Source organism: Pseudomonas sp. Pseusp49 (genome assembly GCF_059491875.1).
This window is the reverse complement of record NZ_CP168514.1, coordinates 5,343,783-5,363,748: the sequence shown is the minus strand read 5'-3', so window position 1 is coordinate 5,363,748 and position 19,966 is coordinate 5,343,783. Positions and strand designations below refer to the sequence as shown.

At 56.3% G+C, this 19,966-nt stretch carries 14 protein-coding genes and 1 pseudogene; 6 read left to right on the top strand and 9 right to left on the bottom strand.

From position 1 onward, the window contains the following. The first annotated feature begins 203 nt into the window (after positions 1-203). Positions 204-1,970, top strand: coding sequence for a SulP family inorganic anion transporter (locus tag ACEN83_RS23780; protein ID WP_495578596.1), 1,767 nt, complete (start codon positions 204-206; stop codon positions 1,968-1,970). A 147-nt stretch (positions 1,971-2,117) separates the two neighbouring features. Further along, positions 2,118-5,621, top strand: a complete 3,504-nt coding sequence (locus ACEN83_RS23775) for an alkaline phosphatase family protein (protein WP_495578595.1) — start codon at positions 2,118-2,120, stop codon at positions 5,619-5,621. Between the two features lie 302 nt (positions 5,622-5,923). Here the strand turns inward: ACEN83_RS23775 and ACEN83_RS23770 are convergent. The 9 genes and pseudogenes from ACEN83_RS23770 to ACEN83_RS23730 all read right to left on the bottom strand — a co-directional run. Further along, positions 5,924-6,094, bottom strand: a pseudogene (locus ACEN83_RS23770) (HNH endonuclease); the annotation flags it as partial. 243 nt (positions 6,095-6,337) lie between these two features. Then, positions 6,338-7,555, bottom strand: coding sequence for an MFS transporter (locus tag ACEN83_RS23765; protein WP_495578594.1), 1,218 nt, complete (start codon positions 7,553-7,555; stop codon positions 6,338-6,340). Positions 7,556-7,701: 146 nt separating this feature from the next. Beyond that, complete coding sequence (gene murI / locus ACEN83_RS23760; RefSeq protein WP_495578593.1) at positions 7,702-8,577, bottom strand: glutamate racemase; 876 nt, start codon at positions 8,575-8,577, stop codon at positions 7,702-7,704. Between the two features lie 11 nt (positions 8,578-8,588). Next, the gene (locus tag ACEN83_RS23755) at positions 8,589-9,563 is read right to left on the bottom strand and encodes a Fe(II)-2OG oxygenase family protein (RefSeq protein ID WP_116583302.1); all 975 of its coding nucleotides are present in this window, start codon (positions 9,561-9,563) and stop codon (positions 8,589-8,591) included. Positions 9,564-10,298: 735 nt separating this feature from the next. Continuing rightward, positions 10,299-11,012, bottom strand: a complete 714-nt coding sequence (locus tag ACEN83_RS23750; protein WP_116583303.1) for an HNH endonuclease — start codon at positions 11,010-11,012, stop codon at positions 10,299-10,301. Between the two features lie 116 nt (positions 11,013-11,128). Next, positions 11,129-11,662, bottom strand: a complete 534-nt coding sequence (locus ACEN83_RS23745) for a BRO-N domain-containing protein (protein ID WP_495578592.1) — start codon at positions 11,660-11,662, stop codon at positions 11,129-11,131. A 406-nt stretch (positions 11,663-12,068) separates the two neighbouring features. Further along, the gene (locus tag ACEN83_RS23740; protein ID WP_007978181.1) at positions 12,069-13,316 is read right to left on the bottom strand and encodes a ribonucleotide-diphosphate reductase subunit beta; all 1,248 of its coding nucleotides are present in this window, start codon (positions 13,314-13,316) and stop codon (positions 12,069-12,071) included. A 527-nt stretch (positions 13,317-13,843) separates the two neighbouring features. Next, entirely contained in the window at positions 13,844-14,119 is a 276-nt protein-coding gene (locus ACEN83_RS23735) for a hypothetical protein (protein ID WP_008049543.1), read from the bottom strand. 188 nt (positions 14,120-14,307) lie between these two features. After that, a complete protein-coding gene (locus tag ACEN83_RS23730; RefSeq protein ID WP_458549249.1) occupies positions 14,308-14,571 on the bottom strand; it encodes a DUF2790 domain-containing protein in 264 nt (87 codons plus the stop codon). A gap of 484 nt (positions 14,572-15,055) precedes the next feature. Here ACEN83_RS23730 and acs point away from each other — a divergent pair, with 484 nt between their 5' ends. The 4 genes from acs to ACEN83_RS23710 all read left to right on the top strand — a co-directional run bounded on the left by acs (position 15,056) and on the right by ACEN83_RS23710 (position 19,966). Next, positions 15,056-17,011, top strand: a complete 1,956-nt coding sequence (acs, locus tag ACEN83_RS23725; protein ID WP_015096507.1) for an acetate--CoA ligase — start codon at positions 15,056-15,058, stop codon at positions 17,009-17,011. 702 nt (positions 17,012-17,713) lie between these two features. Next, positions 17,714-18,490: an ABC transporter substrate-binding protein gene (locus ACEN83_RS23720; RefSeq protein ID WP_007971007.1), complete on the top strand. Its 777-nt coding sequence runs from the start codon at positions 17,714-17,716 to the stop codon at positions 18,488-18,490. 91 nt (positions 18,491-18,581) lie between these two features. Further along, a complete protein-coding gene (locus tag ACEN83_RS23715) occupies positions 18,582-19,271 on the top strand; it encodes an ABC transporter permease (protein WP_007971008.1) in 690 nt (229 codons plus the stop codon). Beyond that, positions 19,268-19,966, top strand: a complete 699-nt coding sequence (locus ACEN83_RS23710; RefSeq protein WP_007971009.1) for an ABC transporter permease — start codon at positions 19,268-19,270, stop codon at positions 19,964-19,966. Before ACEN83_RS23715 ends, ACEN83_RS23710 begins: the two co-directional genes overlap by 4 nt.

The window sequence follows — 19,966 nt, the reverse complement described above, 5'->3', positions numbered from 1 at the left end:
GCTACACTGAGATCACTTCGATATCGCCGAGCCTGCACAGCCATCAACGAGGGAATGCTCCATTGTAGGAGCGAGCTTGCTCGCGATGGTCGTTAACGATGCCGCGTGTTTACTGACTAAACGCGGCGCTCTTGAGTCCATCGCGAGCAAGCTCGCTCCTACATAATTTTTAATGAACAGCATTACATCAACGAGGGCGGTTAATGAGCCATCCAGATACTTCACCTCCTCTCCCGGAGCCCGGCCGCATAGCCCGTCGGGACGAACAGACCGGTTGGCGCCGCTGGCTGCCGGGATTGAGCGTGCTGCGCGAATACCAATGGGCGTGGTTGCGTGACGACATCGTGGCCGGCCTGGTGCTGACCACGATGCTGGTGCCCGTCGGTATCGCCTACGCGGTGGCCTCGGGCGTGCCCGGCATTTATGGCCTCTACGCGACCATCGTTCCGCTGCTGTTCTATGCCCTGTTCGGCCCCAGCCGGATCCTGGTGATGGGGCCGGACTCCTCCCTGGTGGCCGTCATCCTGGCCGTCATCATTCCACTCTCCGGCGGCGACCCGCAGCGTGCCGTTGCCCTGGCGGGGATGATGGCGATCGTCTCGGGAGCGGTGTGCATCCTGGCCGGTCTGGCGCGCCTGGGGTTTATCACCGAGCTGCTGTCCAAACCGATCCGCTACGGCTACATGAACGGCATCGCACTGACCGTATTGATCAGCCAGTTGCCCAAGCTGTTCGGTTTTTCCATTGAGTCCGACGGCCCATTGAGAAACATTTGGGCCATTGCCTCGGCGCTGATGGAAGGAAAAGCCAACTGGACCACCTTCACCGTAGGCGGGCTCACCCTGGCGGTGATCCTGCTCCTCAAAAGATGGCCGCGACTGCCGGGCATCCTGATCGCCGTGGTCGGCGCGACGGTCGCCGTGGGAGTCCTCGACCTGGCGACACGCGCCGGTGTGTCGGTCCTCGGTTCGCTCCCCCAAGGCTTGCCCGGGTTCGCCATCCCCTGGATCACCAGCGCCGACATCGTCCCGGTGGTGATCGGCGGGTGCGCCGTCGCACTGGTCTCGTTCGCCGACACCAGCGTGCTCTCCCGTGTCTATGCGGCGCGGACCCGAACCTACGTCAACCCGAACCAGGAAATGATGGGCCTCGGCATCGCCAACCTGGCGGCCGGATTTTTCCAGGGCTTCCCGATCAGCAGCAGCTCGTCTCGCACGCCCGTGGCCGAAGCCGCCGGCGCCAAGACGCAAATGACCGGCGTCGTCGGCGCACTCGCGGTCGCCTTGCTGCTGGTGGTAGCACCGGACCTGCTGCAACACCTACCCTCCAGCGCCCTGGCGGCCGTCGTGATCGCCTCGGCCATCGGCCTGATCGAAATCACCGACCTGCGCCGGATCTATCGCATCCAGCGCTGGGAATGCTGGCTATCGATTGTCTGCACGGTCGGCGTGGCCGTGTTCGGCGCAATCGAAGGCATCGGCCTGGCCATCGTGATCGCGATCATCGAATTCCTCTGGGACGCCTGGCGCCCGTACTCCGCCGTATTGGGCCGCGCCGACGGGGTCAAGGGCTACCACGACATCAAACGCTATCCCGACGCGTCCCTGATCCCCGGCCTGGTCCTGTTTCGCTGGGATGCGCCCTTGTTCTTCGCCAACGCCGAACTGTTCAGCGACCGCGTGCTCGACGCAGTCGCGGCATCGCCCACGCCCGTGCGCTGGCTGGTGGTCGCCGCAGAACCGGTCACCAGCGTCGACGTGACTTCCGCGGACATGCTGGCTGAGCTGGACGACACCCTGCACGCGGCGGGTATCGAGTTGTGCATTGCCGAGATGAAGGACCCGGTGAAGGACAAGCTGAAGCGGTTTGGGTTGTTTGCGCGGCTGGGGGAGACGGCGTTTTTTCCTACGATTGGGACGGCGGTGGATAGTTATGTGGCGATGTATTCGGTGGATTGGCTGAAAGGATAGGTGCTCCCGCCATTGGACAAGCCCCCATCGCCTGACTAGCGTTGTCTGGCAGATCGACCGCATCCCTCATATTGTCCAGCCATCCAAGCCTTGATTGTCGTGAAACCCGAGAGGTCGAAATCGAGACTTCACATCAAGGAGCGCACCATGCCGAACAACTGGCCCGACGGGATTGAGCACGTTGTCGTGTTGATGATGGAAAACCGATCATTCGATCATTTGCTGGGGGATTACACCCGTATCAACCCTGCGTGTGACGGTATCAATCGCAACGCGCCCAGCACCAATCCGCTGAAACTGGCCAATGGCAATTCGACGGTGATCACCCAGGCGTCGGAGTTCCCGGAAAACTACAACTTGTGGGCGCCGCCGCCCCCTCTGCCTCCGGCGCTACCACCGAGCAACAGTGAGGGTTTCGACCTTGGCCATGAGTTCGTCAACGTAGAGACGCAGTTGGGCGTCTCCTTCAAGACCAGCCCGGCCAATCCCAAGCTCGATGGTTTTGCCCAGGACGCCTACGACAAGGCCCGCAAGGACCTGAAGGTGTACAAAACCTGGTCGCAGTCCATGGCCCAACGGGCGATGAACTACATCCCGTTCGGCGCTAAGCCGGCCGACGATACGCTGCCGGCCATCCACGGGTTGGCGCGCAATTTCACCGTGTGTGATCGCTGGTTTTCCTCGGTGCCAGGCCCGACCTGGCCGAACCGGTTTTTCGCCATGCTTGGCAGTTGCAATGGCCACTTGCTGATGCCCTCGACCGGCACGGTACTGGCCGGCATCAAAAGCCTGATCGCACAGTTCGGCGGCGAGAGTATTTTTTCGCTGTTGCGCAGCAACGGCCACGACGCGCGCATTTACTCCGACGGTGCGGTTCCGCTGGCGGCGCTGGTCAAGGGCGGTTTGCAGCACCTGAGCATTGAGGCCTTCAAGTCGGACGTCGCCGCTGACAAACTCCCCGAACTGTCCTGGATCGAGCCGAGCTATGGCCTGCTCAACGGTAAACTCGGGCCAAACGTGTCCCATCATCCACCGGAGGACCTGCGCTTTGGCGATCAGTTTGTCGGTGAGGTGTTCAACGCCTTGTCGGCCAACACCACTATCTGGAACAAAACCCTGTTCGTGCTGCTGTACGACGAACACGGCGGTTTCCATGACCACGTGGTGCCGCCGACTTGCGTGGCGACCGGTTCAACGGTCGATGTGCCCTGGAAAAATCCCTTCACCCGACTTGGCGTTCGTGTTCCGGCGATCCTGGCTTCGCCGTGGCTCAAGCCCGGCTTGATTCCCTGGACGGGCAACGTCCAGGCGCAGCATTACGATCACACCAGCCTGCTGGCGTTTCTTTGCGATCACTTCAAACTGCCACGCAGTGCCCTCGGCCCACGGGTGATCGCGGCGCAGCACTTCGGCAATGCGCCCATCTGGCGCGCTGCACCGGGCGTAACGGCTGCGCCGACATTGGCAGCCACCGTGGTGCCAAGTCGTGCCGGGTTGCCATTGATCGAGTCCGAACTGGCGACCCAAAGTCGGCAGGTGGTGGACAGCGTCACCGGTTACCTCGACGGCCTTGATCCAGAGCAGATCTGGAAGAGCAGCGCCCAATGGGTCAGCGGCTTTCTCGGCAACCGCAGCCGAGCCTTGGCTGATCCGGCTCAGGCCGCGCTGACGCCCGCCGCCCCCAGTGCCGACAGCCTGGAGGCGAAACTGCGACGCTTGCAGGATTTGATGGTTACCGCCCAAGGGCAAGCGGTTCCAGCAGTTGCGGCGCCTGCCAGTAAAGCCTTGGCAGAACCAGGGTTGGAAGTCGCACCAACGCGGCTGCGCATCCTGTGCCTGCCCGGGGTGGGGTTCAGCCGGGCAACGGGCGGGCAGGGTGGCATCGATGCGAACTGGCAGGAGCAATGGCGCACATTGATCCGCAATCAACTGGCGCAGAACGGTCGGCTCATCGATGACCAGGACATCGAATTTCTGTCTTTCGATGACCAACTCAAGGAAGGGCCGGACTTCGCCCAGATCACCCGAGGCCTGGCGATGCTGAGGGCCGACGCAAGCGGCAAGGCCGACGAGAATTTCGGCAGTTGGGGACTGCCGGTCAATCAGATGTTGCGCATCACGGTGGGCGCCATCGTGCAATGGATCGAAGACGCCGAGTTGCGCACGGCGTTGACTCAACATCTGCTGGCGAAGATCGAGGCATTCAATCCGCAGATCATCTTCGCCCAAGGTCTGGGCAGCCTGATCGGCTACGACGCCCTGCGCCGGTCCGTGGTGAAAAAAGGTTCGGCGCTCAAGCGCATCGATGGCCGCGTGTTCGTCAGCTTCGGTTCACCGATCGCACTGCCGCTGGTGATGCGCGAAGTGTGGGGCGGGCGGGTCCTGCGCCTGAGCGAAAACGGCCGAGGCATCCGCCGTTGGTTCCACCTCTACAACCCCAACGACGGCTTGCTGAGCCGGCCGATCACCTCACCGGATTCGGCGCGGGTCGACCTGCAAACCGAGTTCAGCGTGCCACTGCGTGATGACCTGCTCGACCTCAATCACGCCGCCCAGGCCTACTTGTCGTCAGCCACCAGCCAGACCGGCCTGTGGCCACAACTGGCCCGCGACGTGGTGGCCGCGCGCGCACTGGAAGTGCCAGCGTTCCTGTCCCGCAGCGGCCAACGCAAACGCCGCGCCCTGGTGGTCGGCATCAACGATTACCTCGACCCGAGCGCACGCCTCGACGGCTGCATCAACGACACCTACCTGATCAGCCGCATGCTCCAGGAAAGCGGTTACGACGCCGGCGACATCCGCTTGCTGCACGACGCCCGAGCGACCCGGGCCAACTTCGTCGAGCGCCTAGAATGGCTGGTGGAAGGCGCCCGCGCCGGCGACGAGCGTGTGCTGTTCTACTCCGGCCACGGCACCCAACTGCCGGTCTACAGCAGCAGCGGCGAAGCCGACTGCATGGACGAAACCCTGGTGCTCCACGATTTCGACTGGGATGACGAAAGCACCCACTTCACCGACAAACTGTTCCGCCAGTTCTACAGCCACCTGCCATTCGACCCGGACGGCCACGGCGCCAAACTCACCGTCATGTTCGACTGCTGCTACGCCGGCGGCATGACCCGCGGCAACGGCCGCGTGCGCGGCATCACCCCACCCAGCGACATCCGCCACCGCATGCTGCGCTGGGACCCCTACGCCGGCGACTGGGACCGCCGCGTCTACGCCGTCGACACCGACCGCCGCGACTTCAGCGAACAAGACAACAAAACCCGCGGCCTCACCCGCACCCGCACCACCCAAGGCGCCGCCACGGGCCTGCGCCCCGAGAAAAAAGCCCAACTGCTGCGCCAGTGCAAACTCTATGGTCACCACGGCCCTTACATGCCACTGATGCTCTACGCTGCGCGGGAAAATGAGAAAGCCAACGAATACGAGGTCGGCTCCAACAGCTATGGCGCCTTTACCTACGCCCTGGTCGAACAACTGCGCAAATTGCATCAGGAGGATGCGACGTTGGGGTTTGATCAGTTGATTGAACGGGTGGGGGGAGTGTTGAGTGCGAGGTCGTTGGGGCAGACACCGGAGATTGTTGGGCCTAGTGGGGTTAGGGCGGCGGTTTGTCCGTGGCGGATTAGTGGGTTGGGGAAATGATGCTTTAGCGTTATCGCGGGCAAAGAAAAGGGCCGCAGGAAAATCCAGCGGCCCTGATAACACCTACGTTCCCAAGCCAGCCGCCGAACCCCTGTGGGGGCGAGTCTGCTCGCGATTCGCAAGATCAACACAACAACCAAGCCAGCCACCTTGTGGCGAGGGGGCTTGCCCCCGTTGGGCTGCGAAGCGGCCCCAAAATCCGTAACTCGCGGAGTATCAGACAAACCGAATGATGCAGATTGACGACTGCTGCGCAGCCGAGCGGGGGCAAGCCCCCTCGCCACGGGTTCTGTTTTGCTCGGTTATTCGGGTTTCAACCTTTTCACCTTTGTATAAAGCAAAGCGGTGAATTCATCCCGATCACTCGAATGGTGGCAACGTCGATGACAGTTCGGGCACAGCGCTACAGCATTGCTCGGACGGTCCGAACCTTCTTGGGCTAAATGTTTAACGTGATGAACCTCAAGAAACGGCTTGCTCTACTTTTCAAACGGATCAGACACATTCCATTGACCCTTAGAAGCTACTTCTTCACTTGATCTGCTTGCTTGAATCAGGCCTTCTGTTCGGAATCGATACGAAAGCTCGGTGCGTGACCCTTGATCTTACCCCAGCAAATTAGCGCCTTATTGTCCTATAGATACTCGAACCTGTTGAAGAGTGAAACGTAATGCGCCGTGCATAGATCTTCAGAGGCACGCAAGTGTTAAACAAAACTATCCAGAGGCCATTACTATTTCCTTTTTTCTCCTGCTGGTAATAAACAACACAATGGCAGAGATTATTGCCAATACCCCCCAGCCATAAGCAAAGGTTCCAAGGCTATCTCTTGACAGACCAATAATTGGTGGCACCAATACGACGGAAATCTGATTAGCTGTCATAGCCATTCCGAGCGCAAAGCCTTTGCGATCAGCGGGAGCGGTCTCGGCTACATAAGCAACCCAGGGGCCGTACCACCCATATGCGAAAAATCCTATCAGAGCCATAAATACACTGACGATCGCCAGATTTTTGGTTTCCAAAAGTGGCAGTAGTGTTAGAAATACAGTGACGGCACCCAAACAAGTTAACACAGGGAAGTACCTGCCAGCCTTGCAACGGTCGCTCCAAGCTGCAAGTATAATTCTTCCAGTTATGCCTGCCCCAAGCACTACAAAGAACATCGTTGTCGCAACGAAGCTATCAAGTCCAAGCGAAGTATGAAGGTACAAGACAAGAAAGACTGAGATGGCGTACTGCGAAGCGGTAAGGCTAGCGCCCGACAGCATAATATTTCTCATGGATGGGTCCTTTGCCATCATAAAACGTGATGCAATCGCTGATCTTAAGTCGACTTGTTTTTTGGGGGGGCGGTGTTGTCGCTCAGGAGACTTGTATAGGAGCATAAATAGAGTAGCGCCAAACAAGGCGACCAAACCTCCCGTTAGGAAGGCTGCTTGAATCGAGTAGCGGGTAGCAATAAGTGGAAGCGATAGCGCTGCAATTGCGCCGCCAAGTGGTAATCCAGCTTGTCGGATTCCCATTGCGAATCCTAACTGATTACCTGCAAACCAATTTGATACTGATTTGCTTCCTCCAGGCTGAGCAGTGCTGTATCCAAGGCCCAATATTGTAAGAAGTATAAGTAGCTCTGTATAAGAATTAACTAGCGCTGCTCCACACAATGCGACACCGACGATCACCGTTCCCATTCCTACAACAAACCGTTCGCTGTACTTGTCCAGCAGTTCGCCAGCGACCAAAAGTCCAATAAGAGGAATGAACTGCGCTGCTGATACTAGTATGCCTATCTGCCAGTTGCTGAGGCTCATTTCATTTTTTACATGTATTGCAATGGCTCCAAATCCTTGTACAAAGAAGCAAGCGCACGCTTGAGCTAATGTGGCTATAGCTAAAATTACCCACCGATATTCCTTGGTAAGCGTTTTCATATGCTTGATCTCCATTCTTGAGAAGACAGGGTGGGGATATGTTACGTAAAGGTAAGATGAGCTGGGGTAGTTGTGTAGAGAATGGCACAGTGTAGTTAAACGTAACTAAGTGATCAGATGGATGGCTTGGTTGTAAAGTTGTATCTCTAATGAAGGGGGCTTATGCTGAATCCATTATTCGAAAATGCCTTGTGGTATTTGGTCAATCCGTGCTTGCTTGTGAATGTGGTGATTTTAAAGGGGGGGGTAATGGATGCTGCTTTTTTTTCCGTTAAAGATGCTACCTGCGAAGCAAGCTTTTTGGCGGGGTCAATCCAGTTTCCAGCAGTTGGAAAGATCTTGCGCAAGTCATCGATCAAGTGAGGGAAGTGCGTGCAGCCTAGAATAACTGTGTCAACTGATAATCGCTGCTCTTTGGTAAGGTGATTATCGATCAGTTCAGCAAAATTAGCGAAACTTGGATTCTCTCCTGATAATTTAGTCTCGGATAGTGTTACTAACGCTTGGGTCGCGATTGGCCATATTTTTGCGTACATTTTAGCTTTGGTTATCTTTTGAATGATGTGTCTGCTTTCAAGAGTGCTGGGAGTAGCAAGCAAAACAATATTTTTGCTCTCGGAAATTTCAAGCGCTTCATCTATAGGTGGCGTGACAAAAAAGCAATTGTGCCTAAACTGATCGAGACCGTTCTCTATAATCGCGATAGAAGCTGTGTTGCACGCTACGACTATCGCTGAAGGGCTTACCTGCGTACAAAGTTCATCGAGCAACTGCTCGACCCGTTGAGCTACCGCAGATCTAAGCTTATTACCGTAAGGGAACCAATCGTTATCCGCCACATATAGAATGTTTGCGTTGGGAAGTGATTTTTCCAGTTGCCGTGCTACTGTTAAGCCACCCACACCTGAATCGAACACGACAATCGGGCGATTAGAGTTTATAAGTTGCGCACTATCAAACGCCGTCTCGTCACCTAGCCAGAATTTCGGGGTGGTTGCTAATGTTGAATTGTGAGCGTCCATCGACATTCCCCTTACGCATTGATGGCGCGAGTTTCTACCGAGTTTCGCATTTCGCGTGATTTTCTCAGGCTCGAAGCGAATACTATTCTTGCGAGCCATCGAGCACCCTCGCCGTAGTTTGCCTTGAATGAGTCTCGTGCGTGGACGCAACGGTAGTTATCTATGAAAAAGTAATCTGTAGCTTCGAGCACGACCGCTTTGCGGTTCTCTGCAAAGTGACGTAGAAGTTTTTCTAAGGCTTGACGTTCGATGCCGTTATACTCATCAATATTTAATGCGGCAGCATTAATTTTGACATATGGCGCGTTGCTGTGACCGAATAGGATGGGCTGGGAGATTTCCTCTACTATGTCAGTAGTACTGTGGATTGGGTTATGACAGATTTTATACCTCGGCTCAAATAGTATTTGCTTCTCCTCGGCACTAAGTTTGATGCCGTCGATGCACGAAATAGTGGTCGCAGCACGTTCATTGTTGCGCATACAGACGAGTCCCAAGTATTCGGCGCGTGCGGGGTGAAAGGCATCTTCCACGTGGAATCCAAAGTCGAGGGCAGATCCGCTACTCGAATTCGAAACTTTGCTAAGTTCTTTAAGTGGAATAATGTTGTTGTAGAGACTGCCACTACGTTGCGAAGTAAATCCGACTCCTTCGCCAAGCAGTGAACCATATAGTCCATGCAGAATTTTTGCGTCATTTAAACAGTAGTCATCATCTAACTCAATGTACCTTGAGGGACTTGGACCTGCGCCGTCAAGAAGCACAGGACTGCCGGAAATCAATAGAGCCGCAAGTTCCTCATTGCGCTTGAAGTCATAGAATTCCTGGCGGATTCTTCGCGGAAGCTCCTGAGCGTACAGAACTGCCTTTTCGATGAAATTGTACTGATTCGCCATTGTAGGGATTCGGATGATCTCGTCGAGCAAGCCGCGAATCTGTTGTTTTTCTTGGTTGGAAAGTATTATTGTTTTGACTAATGTTGCCATGGTATTGCCCCATGAAATTTATGGTTGTTGTCAGTGGTTAAGTTTTCTTAATTTGCAAATTCTCAGAGGTTTGCATAAGACAGTATGTTTCGCTGCTAAAGTTCATGCAGCTAGGCATATTGTTGGGGTGTTTCTTTTGCTTGTGTTGTTATTTTTTTAACAAAAGAAGTCGGTTCCTTAAGTTTGTGGGTGGGCATAAAAATCAGTGGCAGAGGTTTTGCTCGGATTTAAATTAGGTTGGTAAGCGTGTCTGGCGGTTGAGTTGGAATGGGTGGCTTAATGTGTTGCATGTCACTCGATTTGCACTTTCTTCTTTTGTTATGAGTTGATTGTTATGAAAAATATTAGCGACGGTGCTATCCCAGGGGACTGCGAAATAGGGTATGAATTTTGGTGGGGGGAGTCAACTTTCTAGCTTGTAGGAATTTTCTGGTTTTATTGTTGGCGCAAAAGAGATCAGCGTTTCATGGTGTGCGAAAGCGCTCTGATGATGAAACAAAGCGCTCCGATTTGGTCGGTACGGTTGTTTATGTGTAGGCAACAGACCATGGCAGTTTGAGTAGTGCGGAGGCATTACTCATCCGATCCGGATTTTTTTGAACTGCAGCAAGGGAGTTCAAAGTAATTTTTGCGTCGGTTGAATTAGCGCCTTACCTTTTGAAATCTTAGGTATCAACTACCTTGGGTTTCTCTATGGAGTGTCATATGACTGAGTCGGACAAAGTAAATATGCGACTATTCCGGAATCAACCGTCCAACCCTTTTATAAAGCAACGCTGTGAACTCATCCCGATCACTCGAATGGTGGCAACGTCGATGACAGTTCGGGCACAGCGCTACAGCATTGCTCGGACGGTCCGAACCTTCTTGGGCTAAATGTTTAACGTGATGAACCTCAAGAAATGGCCTGCCTGACTTTTCAAACGGAGCAGGGTTGCCACAGCCTTCGCATTTACCTTCAGCCTGTTGGCGCACCCACGCTCTCACTTCAGGATCACGAACATACGACTTTCCGCTGGACTGAGTTTGCTCTGGTTTCTCAATCCCCTTCGGCTCGACTTTGATCGGTTGTCGCTCAAGCTTTGCAGCTCGCTGCTCGAGCGTCGTTTCGTCCGCTGTCGGGACAAAGTCTTCGGGGGTTACTGGACCTGGAGCATGGAGTGCTTCACGAATGCTCTTCGCAACATTGGCGCCGACATTTTTGGCGGGTTTGTAGCCCTCAATGCGATCACGCCCGAGTTCAACCAACACGGTAGAAATGTTCTGCATCCGAAACTCAACAGAACCTTTGGTCCGACCCGCCAAAGCACCCTCGCGCAGGACGCGATTTTCATGAGCCTTGTTGATCGCCTGACCGTTCTGCTCGCGAGACAGCATGCTGAGATAGGCATCCACCGCAGCCTGGATCTCTGCCTCACTCCAATCGCCGTTGCTCTTTTCCGTATCCATACAATCGCCGAGGGTTAAATACCCTCGGACGATACTGAGTGGCCACTACGACTGTCTACGAAAATTCCTACACAAAGAAGAGAAGATTCTTGCAGGTGGTCCTACATGCTAGGAACCTAACCCATCGAGTGCTTCGACGACTTAAACACCCGCGCAACCTTACGCCACCAAGGATTAACCCCCGGCGCCCTCTGCGGCGTGTGATCGAGCAACAGGTAAGGCATGTCCCGCAACCGAATCCAACCTTCATCTTGCCAATGCAGCAGGCTCAGCGACATTTCTGGCCAGTCCAACAAACTCAGCATCGGCCGATCCGAGTTGTCCGGTTGCTTCGCATCACGTAAGGCCGGCACCACTTGATGGGTGATCCACTCACGCAGCAAGCGATTTCCTGGTGCGTAGTGATAGACCAGCAGCGCATAGACACCGGACTCACTGAGCATCAGCTGTTTTTCCGCTTGCCGGTAATACTCAATCCACAACGGGCGGTGTTGGTCTTTGTCCAGTTTGTTGACCATGCGCTCACTCAGATGGAAACCCATCAAGCGGCCGATATCGCGGGCGCAGAACCACGGTTGGTTTTCCAGGAGGAGAGCATGGAGAGGGAGATTGTGGCGGGTGAAGACTGTTACAGAAAAGAGATCAGACATGGCCAATCTCCATGGTTCGGAGAGTGACGAGAAGGTTGTGTTCAGGCATATCCATTACCTCTACGTTTGGACTTTTGCGGGCCTGACCCCAACGTAGAGTGGACATAAGAAGCTCCAACGAGCAAAAGCCTCACACAGCCGTCCGATCAATCACCAAGGGTGACTGCTCGTCTGTGTAAATGGCTAGCTTTCTACGTTGGGCGTTTCTTAGGCACCTGCAGTAGAGCTTAGGGCCGCATGGAATGACCCTCAATACAGATGGTGCTGGAATACATGTAGGAGGTTTAACTACTACTGAGATTGCGAGTAAGAGTTTTCCTACCCCACAAAAAAGCCCCGATCAGATCGGGGCTTTCAGATGTTCGATTTGTCGATTCAAGTCGTCAAATCGCGGCTGGCTTGGGAATTAATCCCAGCTAAGCGCACCACCAGTTTGGTACTCAATTACACGAGTCTCAAAGAAATTCTTCTCTTTCTTCAAGTCCATGATCTCGCTCATCCAAGGGAACGGGTTAGTCGTCCCTGGATACTCTTCCTTCAAACCAATCTGGCTCAAACGACGGTTAGCAATGAACTTCAGGTAGTCCTCCATCATCGCCGCATTCATGCCCAACACCCCACGAGGCATGGTATCCCGCGCGTATTCGATCTCCAGCTGAGTACCTTGCAGAATCATCTGCGAAGCTTCTTCCTTCATCTCGGCATCCCACAAATGCGGGTTTTCGATTTTGATCTGGTTGATCACGTCGATGCCGAAGTTCAGGTGCATGGATTCGTCGCGCAGGATGTATTGGAACTGCTCGGCGACGCCGGTCATTTTGTTGCGGCGGCCCATGGAGAGGATCTGGGTGAAGCCGCAGTAGAAGAAGATGCCTTCCAGGACGCAGTAGTAGGCGATCAGGTTGCGCAGCAGTTCTTTGTCGGTTTCGACGGTGCCGGTTTCGAACTTCGGATCGGAGATCGAGCGGGTGTATTTCAGGCCCCAGGTGGCTTTTTTCGCGACCGATGGGATCTCGTGGTACATGTTGAAGATTTCGCCTTCATCCATGGCCAGCGATTCGATGCAGTACTGGTAGGCGTGGGTGTGGATCGCCTCTTCGAAGGCCTGGCGCAGGATGTACTGGCGGCATTCCGGGTTGGTGATCAGGCGGTACACGGCCAGGACCAGGTTGTTGGCAACCAGGGAGTCGGCGGTGGAGAAGAAGCCGAGGTTGCGCATCACGATGCGGCGTTCGTCGTCGGTCAGGCCTTCCGGGTTTTTCCAGAGGGCGATGTCGGCGGTCATGTTGACTTCTTGCGGCATCCAGTGGTTTGCGCAGCCGTCCAGGTACTTCTGCCAGGCCCAGTCGTACTTGAAGGGTACGAGTTGGTTGAGGTCGGCGCGGCAGTTGATCATGCGCTTTTCGTCAACGGCGACACGGGCGGAGGCGCCTTCGAGTTCGGCGAGGCCTTCGGCGACGTCGAGGGAATCCAGGGCAGCTTTGGCGCGGGCAACGGCGGCGGAGTCAGCGGCGGTCACGGCACGGGCTTCCAGGGCGGCGGCACCGCCGGCGCTGTCGAGACGGTCCATGTTGGCTTCGGTGGCGTGGCCAGCGTTGGCGCTCTTGACTGCTACTTCCGTGTCTTCTTTGTCGAATTCGTCCCAGCTCAGCATGACGTGTCGTCTCCTGCGTGAGGGCCAGAGTGCCCGTGTGAAAATGGATAGGTTGGTTTTTCACACGGCCTTACTGGCCGCGTTGGATCTAAAGGAATCGTTTTTTGCAGCAGCTATACGCAGGCATCAAACAGAATTTTGTACGGGGTTCCGAGAGCCACTGATGGGCGCAGCAAGCGGCAAGCGCCTGTGCGGGGCTTCAGACTGGCTTTTCATCCCTGTAAGGGGATATTGCAGGCCCGTTTAAGGCCGCATTATAGGGAAGTTTTGCGTGCTGTGGTGCGGCGAAATGGCTCACGGATTGGTCGACAGGGGCCGTATTTCGGTCGGAGCGAGGGTTTACAGGGCTTTGAACGGTTTTGGCGGGGGAAGATTTTTTTTCTTAATTTTTTGCCCCGGGATTTTTTTGTACAAGAAATAACCAAAAAAGGCTTTTTTCACTACATCTTGTGTTTCGATGGGGTTTTCTCAGGCTCCAGACACAACTAAGCCCGACCGAAGTCGGGCTGTGAAGTCACGCGGGTGGATCAGCTCAGGCGACCTGCACCGACGTGGTCGGCACCATCGGCGGCGAGGCGGGCGGCACCGGTGTGGTCAGCGCCATCGGAAGCCAGTTTGCCGGCACCTACATGGTCTGCGCCATCGGCGGCAAAAGAGGCTGAACCGGTGTGGTCGTAACCGTCGGAAGCGACAGCCGCTTCAGTGGTGTAGGCGGCCGAGCCGGTGCGGTCGTAACCATCGGCGGCGAAGGTGTTGGCAGCCAGGACGGAGAGGGTCAGGGCGAGGATCAGTTGGGTTTTCATGGTCAGTGCTCCGAATTCGTGGGCGTTGTTTGTCTTGGGTTGAATTTGATGCTATGCCGATTAATTCGATTAAAAAGCGCAAATAAATGCTTAAAACAATCGATTTAATCGATAATTAAGGTTCGGCGCTTCATCTGCCTGATCGTGGCGGGTGGGTCGAACCTTATTGGGGGAGGGTGAAGCAGGGATCAGCCGTTAGAGCAACCGTTGCCCATCGCGCTGTAACGCAGGATATGCCGTTGACCGTTGGAATCTTCGTATTCCATTTTCATGGGGACAACTTCACAAACATTCGGTGCTTCGCTCATCGAGATCACTTTGGCGATGTCCAGATTCATCGAGTAAGTGTATTCCTCAATAGGCGGTTGTTGCTGCGCGACATCAGTCGGGACCTCGCTTGCCATGGCGGTTACGCACACGCTGCCGAGAGCCAGAACCCATAAAGCTTTCATTTGAGTTTTACCTTTCTAAGGTCGAGAGGGGGCACGCAATCCTTTTGAGATTGCGTGTGGAGCTTCAATACCTGGGTGTTTGATTAGCTGCCTTCGTGGGGGCTGTAACTTGGTTAATCAGGTTGCCTTGTTGGCGTGGCAGATTTTAGGCGCGGGCCTTTCGATCATATAGCCGTGGTTTTGATAAACACCTTTGACAGATTTCGTAACAATCCCCGAAAAACCAGGCGATGCGCGCATGTAGGAGCTGCCGAAGGCTGCGATCTTTTGATCTTGATTTTTAAGAGCAAGGTCAAAAGATCGCAGCCTTCGGCAGCTCCTACCCCGTTTGGAGTACGACGCAAGGCCCCGGGCGTGGCAGGGTGAATGGGTATTTCAGAGCATTTTGTAGGGACTTGTTACTACCATCGTCGAATGGTTCTATAGGCCCGGCCCGGCTACAACAGGGCCATACAAAAACAACTATTCCACCGAGGTAAGAAAGATGAGTGCGGCTTCCCTGTATCCCGTTCGTCCCGAGGTTCTGGCCAACACCCTGACCGACGAGGCGACCTACAAGGCCATGTACCAGCAGTCGGTCGTCAACCCCGACGGCTTCTGGCGCGAGCAAGCCAAGCGCCTCGACTGGATCAAGCCTTTCACCACGGTGAAGCAGACTTCCTTCGATGACCACCATGTCGACATCAAGTGGTTCGCCGACGGCACCCTGAACGTGTCCTACAACTGCCTCGACCGTCATCTGGCCGAGCGCGGAGACCAGGTCGCGATCATCTGGGAAGGCGATGACCCTGCCGAAAGCCGCAACATCACTTACCGCGAACTGCACGAGCAGGTGTGCAAGTTCGCCAACGCCCTGCGTGGCCAGGACGTGCACCGCGGCGACGTGGTGACCATCTACATGCCGATGATCCCCGAAGCCGTGGTCGCCATGCTGGCCTGTACCCGGATCGGCGCGATTCACTCGGTGGTGTTCGGCGGCTTCTCGCCGGAAGCCCTGGCCGGTCGCATCATCGACTGCAAATCCAAAGTGGTGATCACCGCCGACGAAGGCATTCGTGCCGGCAAGAAGATCCCGCTCAAGGCCAACGTCGACGACGCGCTGACCAACCCGGAAACCAGCAGCATCCAGAAAGTCATCGTGTGCAAGCGCACCGGTGGCCAGATCAAGTGGAACCAGCATCGCGACATCTGGTTCGAGGACCTGATGAAAGTGGCCGGCACCGTGTGCGCGCCGAAAGAGATGGGTGCCGAAGAGGCGCTGTTCATCCTTTATACCTCCGGCTCCACCGGCAAGCCGAAGGGCGTGCAGCACACCACCGGCGGCTACCTGCTGTACGCCGCCATGACCCACGAGCGCGTGTTCGACTACCGTCCGGGCGAGATCTACTGGTGCACCGCCGACGTCGGCTGGGTCACCGGCCACAGCTACATCGTCTACGGCCCGCTGGCCAACGGCGCGACCACCCTGCTGTTCGAAGGCGTGCCGAACTACCCGGACATCACCCGGGTGGCGAAGATCGTCGACAAACACAAGGTCAACATCCTCTACACCGCACCGACCGCGATCCGCGCCATGATGGCCTCGGGCACCGCCGCCGTTGAAGGCGCCGATGGCAGCAGCCTGCGCCTGTTGGGTTCGGTGGGCGAGCCGATCAACCCGGAAGCCTGGGACTGGTACTACAAGAACGTCGGCAAGTCCCGCTGCCCGATCGTCGACACCTGGTGGCAGACCGAAACCGGCGGCAACATGATGAGCCCGCTGCCGGGCGCCCATGCCCTCAAGCCGGGCTCGGCGGCACGTCCGTTCTTCGGTGTGGTGCCGGCCCTGGTGGACAACCTGGGCAACATCATCGAAGGCGAGGCCGAGGGCAATCTGGTGATTCTCGATTCGTGGCCGGGCCAGGCGCGTACGCTGTATGGCGACCACGACCGCTTCGTCGACACCTACTTCAAGACCTTCCGCGGCATGTACTTCACCGGTGACGGCGCCCGTCGCGATGCCGATGGCTACTACTGGATCACCGGGCGCGTGGACGACGTGCTCAACGTGTCCGGCCACCGCATGGGCACCGCCGAGATCGAAAGCGCGATGGTCGCGCACCCGAAAGTCGCCGAAGCGGCAGTGGTCGGTGTGCCGCACGACATCAAGGGACAGGGCATTTATGTGTATGTCACCCTGAAAAACGGCGAGGAGCCGAACGAGCAGCTGCGCCTGGAGCTGAAGAACTGGGTGCGCAAGGAGATCGGGCCGATTGCGTCGCCGGATGTGATCCAGTGGGCGCCGGGGCTGCCGAAGACTCGCTCGGGCAAGATCATGCGGCGGATTCTGCGCAAGATTGCGACCGCTGAATATGATGGGTTGGGGGATATTTCCACCCTGGCGGACCCGAGTGTGGTGCAGCATTTGATTGATACGCACAAGACGATGAATGTCGCGTAAGCGGCGGTTCTGAGTTATCGAAGCCCCGTCAGGTGTTGAGCCTGGCGGGGCTTTTTCATGTCTGAAGTTTTTGTGTCGAATTTGCTGGCCTCTTCGCGAGCAAGCCCGCTCCCACATTAAATCTGTTGCGGACACAAATTCTGTGTCCATTGGAGATCAAATGTGGGAGCGGGCTTGCTCGCGAAGGCGGCCTGATAGGCAATACAGCAACATCAGCCAATAATTATCGGGTTTCTCTGTCGGCATTTTCCTACTGTTACCTGCGACCTTTCAGGTTACTGAATGTGTAACCGCATCGCGCCAATGCGGGGCATTGGGAAACGCCAGGCCCCTTATCCGAGCCTAAAAACCACCGCTGAAAAATAAGACCCCACGCTGCGCTTGCCGGATTAGAAGGGTTTGCCAATAATAGGCCCGCAATTTGCAATATAGATCGGTTCCATGTCTTTTGCTCTTGCATGATTTTGCAGGGCTGTCAACGCGCTAAAGCGACTTTCTCGGTGCTTCTGTAATTAGTTGTCGCATTGAAGAAATATCGGCCTCGGGCCTGTCGTTAGAATGCCGATCACTCGCTCGTCGTTGCTCGTGTTGAATTTAAACACCGGCTTCCCAGGACGCAGCACTGCTTTCTGGTTCCACTCATTCGCATATTGGGCTGTTGCTCACTCTGCCGTTTTTGCCCTTTACCGATGGAGTCCCAAGATGAAGAAACTCGTGCTGCTTGGCGCCCTGGCACTGTCCGTGCTGTCGCTGCCATCCTTCGCCGATGAAAAGCCTCTGAAAATTGGTATCGAAGCGGCTTACCCTCCGTTCGCTTCCAAAGCACCGGACGGCAGCATCGTTGGTTTCGACTACGACATCGGCAACGCCCTGTGCGAAGAGATGAAGGTCAAGTGCGTGTGGGTCGAGCAAGAGTTCGACGGCCTGATCCCGGCACTGAAAGTGCGCAAGATCGACGCGATCCTGTCGTCCATGTCGATCACTGAAGATCGCAAGAAGTCCGTGGACTTCACCAACAAGTACTACAACACCCCGGCTCGCCTGGTCATGAAGGCCGGCACTCAGGTCAGCGACGGCCTGACCGAACTCAAGGGCAAGAACATCGGCGTGCAGCGTGGTTCGATCCACGAGCGTTTCGCCCGCGAAGTCCTGGCCCCGCTGGGTGCCGAGATCAAGCCTTACGGTTCGCAGAACGAAATTTACCTCGACGTGGCCGCCGGCCGCCTCGACGGCACCGTGGCAGACGCTACGCTTCTGGATGACGGTTTCCTGAAAACCGACGCCGGTAAAGGTTTCGCCTTTGTCGGCCCTGCGTTCACCGACGTCAAGTACTTCGGCGACGGCGTAGGCATCGCGGTGCGCAAGGGCGACAAGGCTGAGCTGGACAAGCTCAACGCCGCCATCGCCGCCATTCGCGAGAACGGCAAGTACAAGCAAATCCAGGACAAGTACTTCGCCTTCGATATCTACGGCAAGTAACACGCCCCGGCGACAAGTCCGAAATGGCGCAAGCAGCAGGATCTCTGAGGTTTGCGCCATTTTTTCATCCCAACTTTCGAGGACCTGAATCATGTTGAAAGGCTACGGGGCTGTCATCCTCGATGGCGCTTGGCTGACGCTTCAGCTCGCCTTGTCGTCCATGGCCCTGGCCATCGTTCTGGGCCTGATCGGCGTGGCACTGCGTCTGTCGCCGGTGCGCTGGCTGGCCTGGCTGGGCGACCTGTATTCCACGGTGATCCGCGGTATTCCCGACCTGGTGCTGATCCTGCTGATTTTCTACGGCGGCCAGGACCTGCTCAACCGCGTCGCACCGCTGCTCGGTTTTGACGAGTACATCGACCTGAATCCGTTGGCCGCCGGTATCGGCACCCTGGGTTTCATCTTCGGTGCGTACCTGTCGGAAACCTTCCGGGGCGCGTTCATGGCGATCCCCAAGGGTCAGGCCGAAGCCGGCATGGCGTACGGCATGAGCAGTTTGCAGGTGTTCTTCCGGGTGTTGGTGCCGCAGATGATTCGTCTGGCGATTCCGGGTTTCACCAACAACTGGCTGGTTCTGACCAAGGCGACCGCGCTGATTTCGGTGGTGGGCCTGCAGGACATGATGTTCAAGGCCAAGCAGGCGGCCGATGCCACCCGCGAGCCTTTCACCTTCTTCCTCGCAGTGGCGGCGATGTACCTGGTGATCACCAGTGTGTCGTTGCTGGCATTGCGTCACCTTGAGAAGCGCTACTCGGTAGGCGTAAGGGCGGCTGATCTATGATCTTCGACTACAACGTCATTTGGGAGGCCTTGCCGCTGTACTTCGGCGGCCTGGTGACCACCCTCAAACTGCTCGCGCTGTCGCTGTTCTTCGGCTTGCTGTGCGCATTGCCGCTGGGCCTGATGCGCGTCTCGAAGAACTCGGTGGTCAACATGTCCGCCTGGCTCTACACCTACGTGATCCGCGGCACGCCGATGCTGGTGCAGCTGTTTTTGATCTACTACGGTCTGGCGCAGTTCGAAGCGGTGCGTGAGAGCTTCCTCTGGCCGTGGCTGTCCAGCGCAACCTTCTGTGCGTGCCTGGCGTTCGCGATCAACACCAGTGCCTACACCGCCGAGATCATCGCCGGCAGCCTGCGCGCCACGCCGAACGGCGAGATCGAAGCTGCCAAGGCCATGGGCATGTCGCGGTTCAAGATGTACAAGCGCATCCTGCTGCCGTCGGCCCTGCGCCGGGCGCTGCCGCAGTACAGCAACGAAGTGATCATGATGCTGCAGACCACCAGTCTGGCGTCCATCGTGACCCTGATCGACATCACCGGTGCCGCGCGCACGGTCAACGCCCAGTTCTACCTGCCGTTCGAGGCCTACATCACCGCTGGCGTGTTCTACCTGTGCCTGACCTTCATCCTGGTGAAGCTGTTCAAGATGGCCGAGCGCCGCTGGCTGGGCTACCTGGCCCCGCGGAAGCACTGA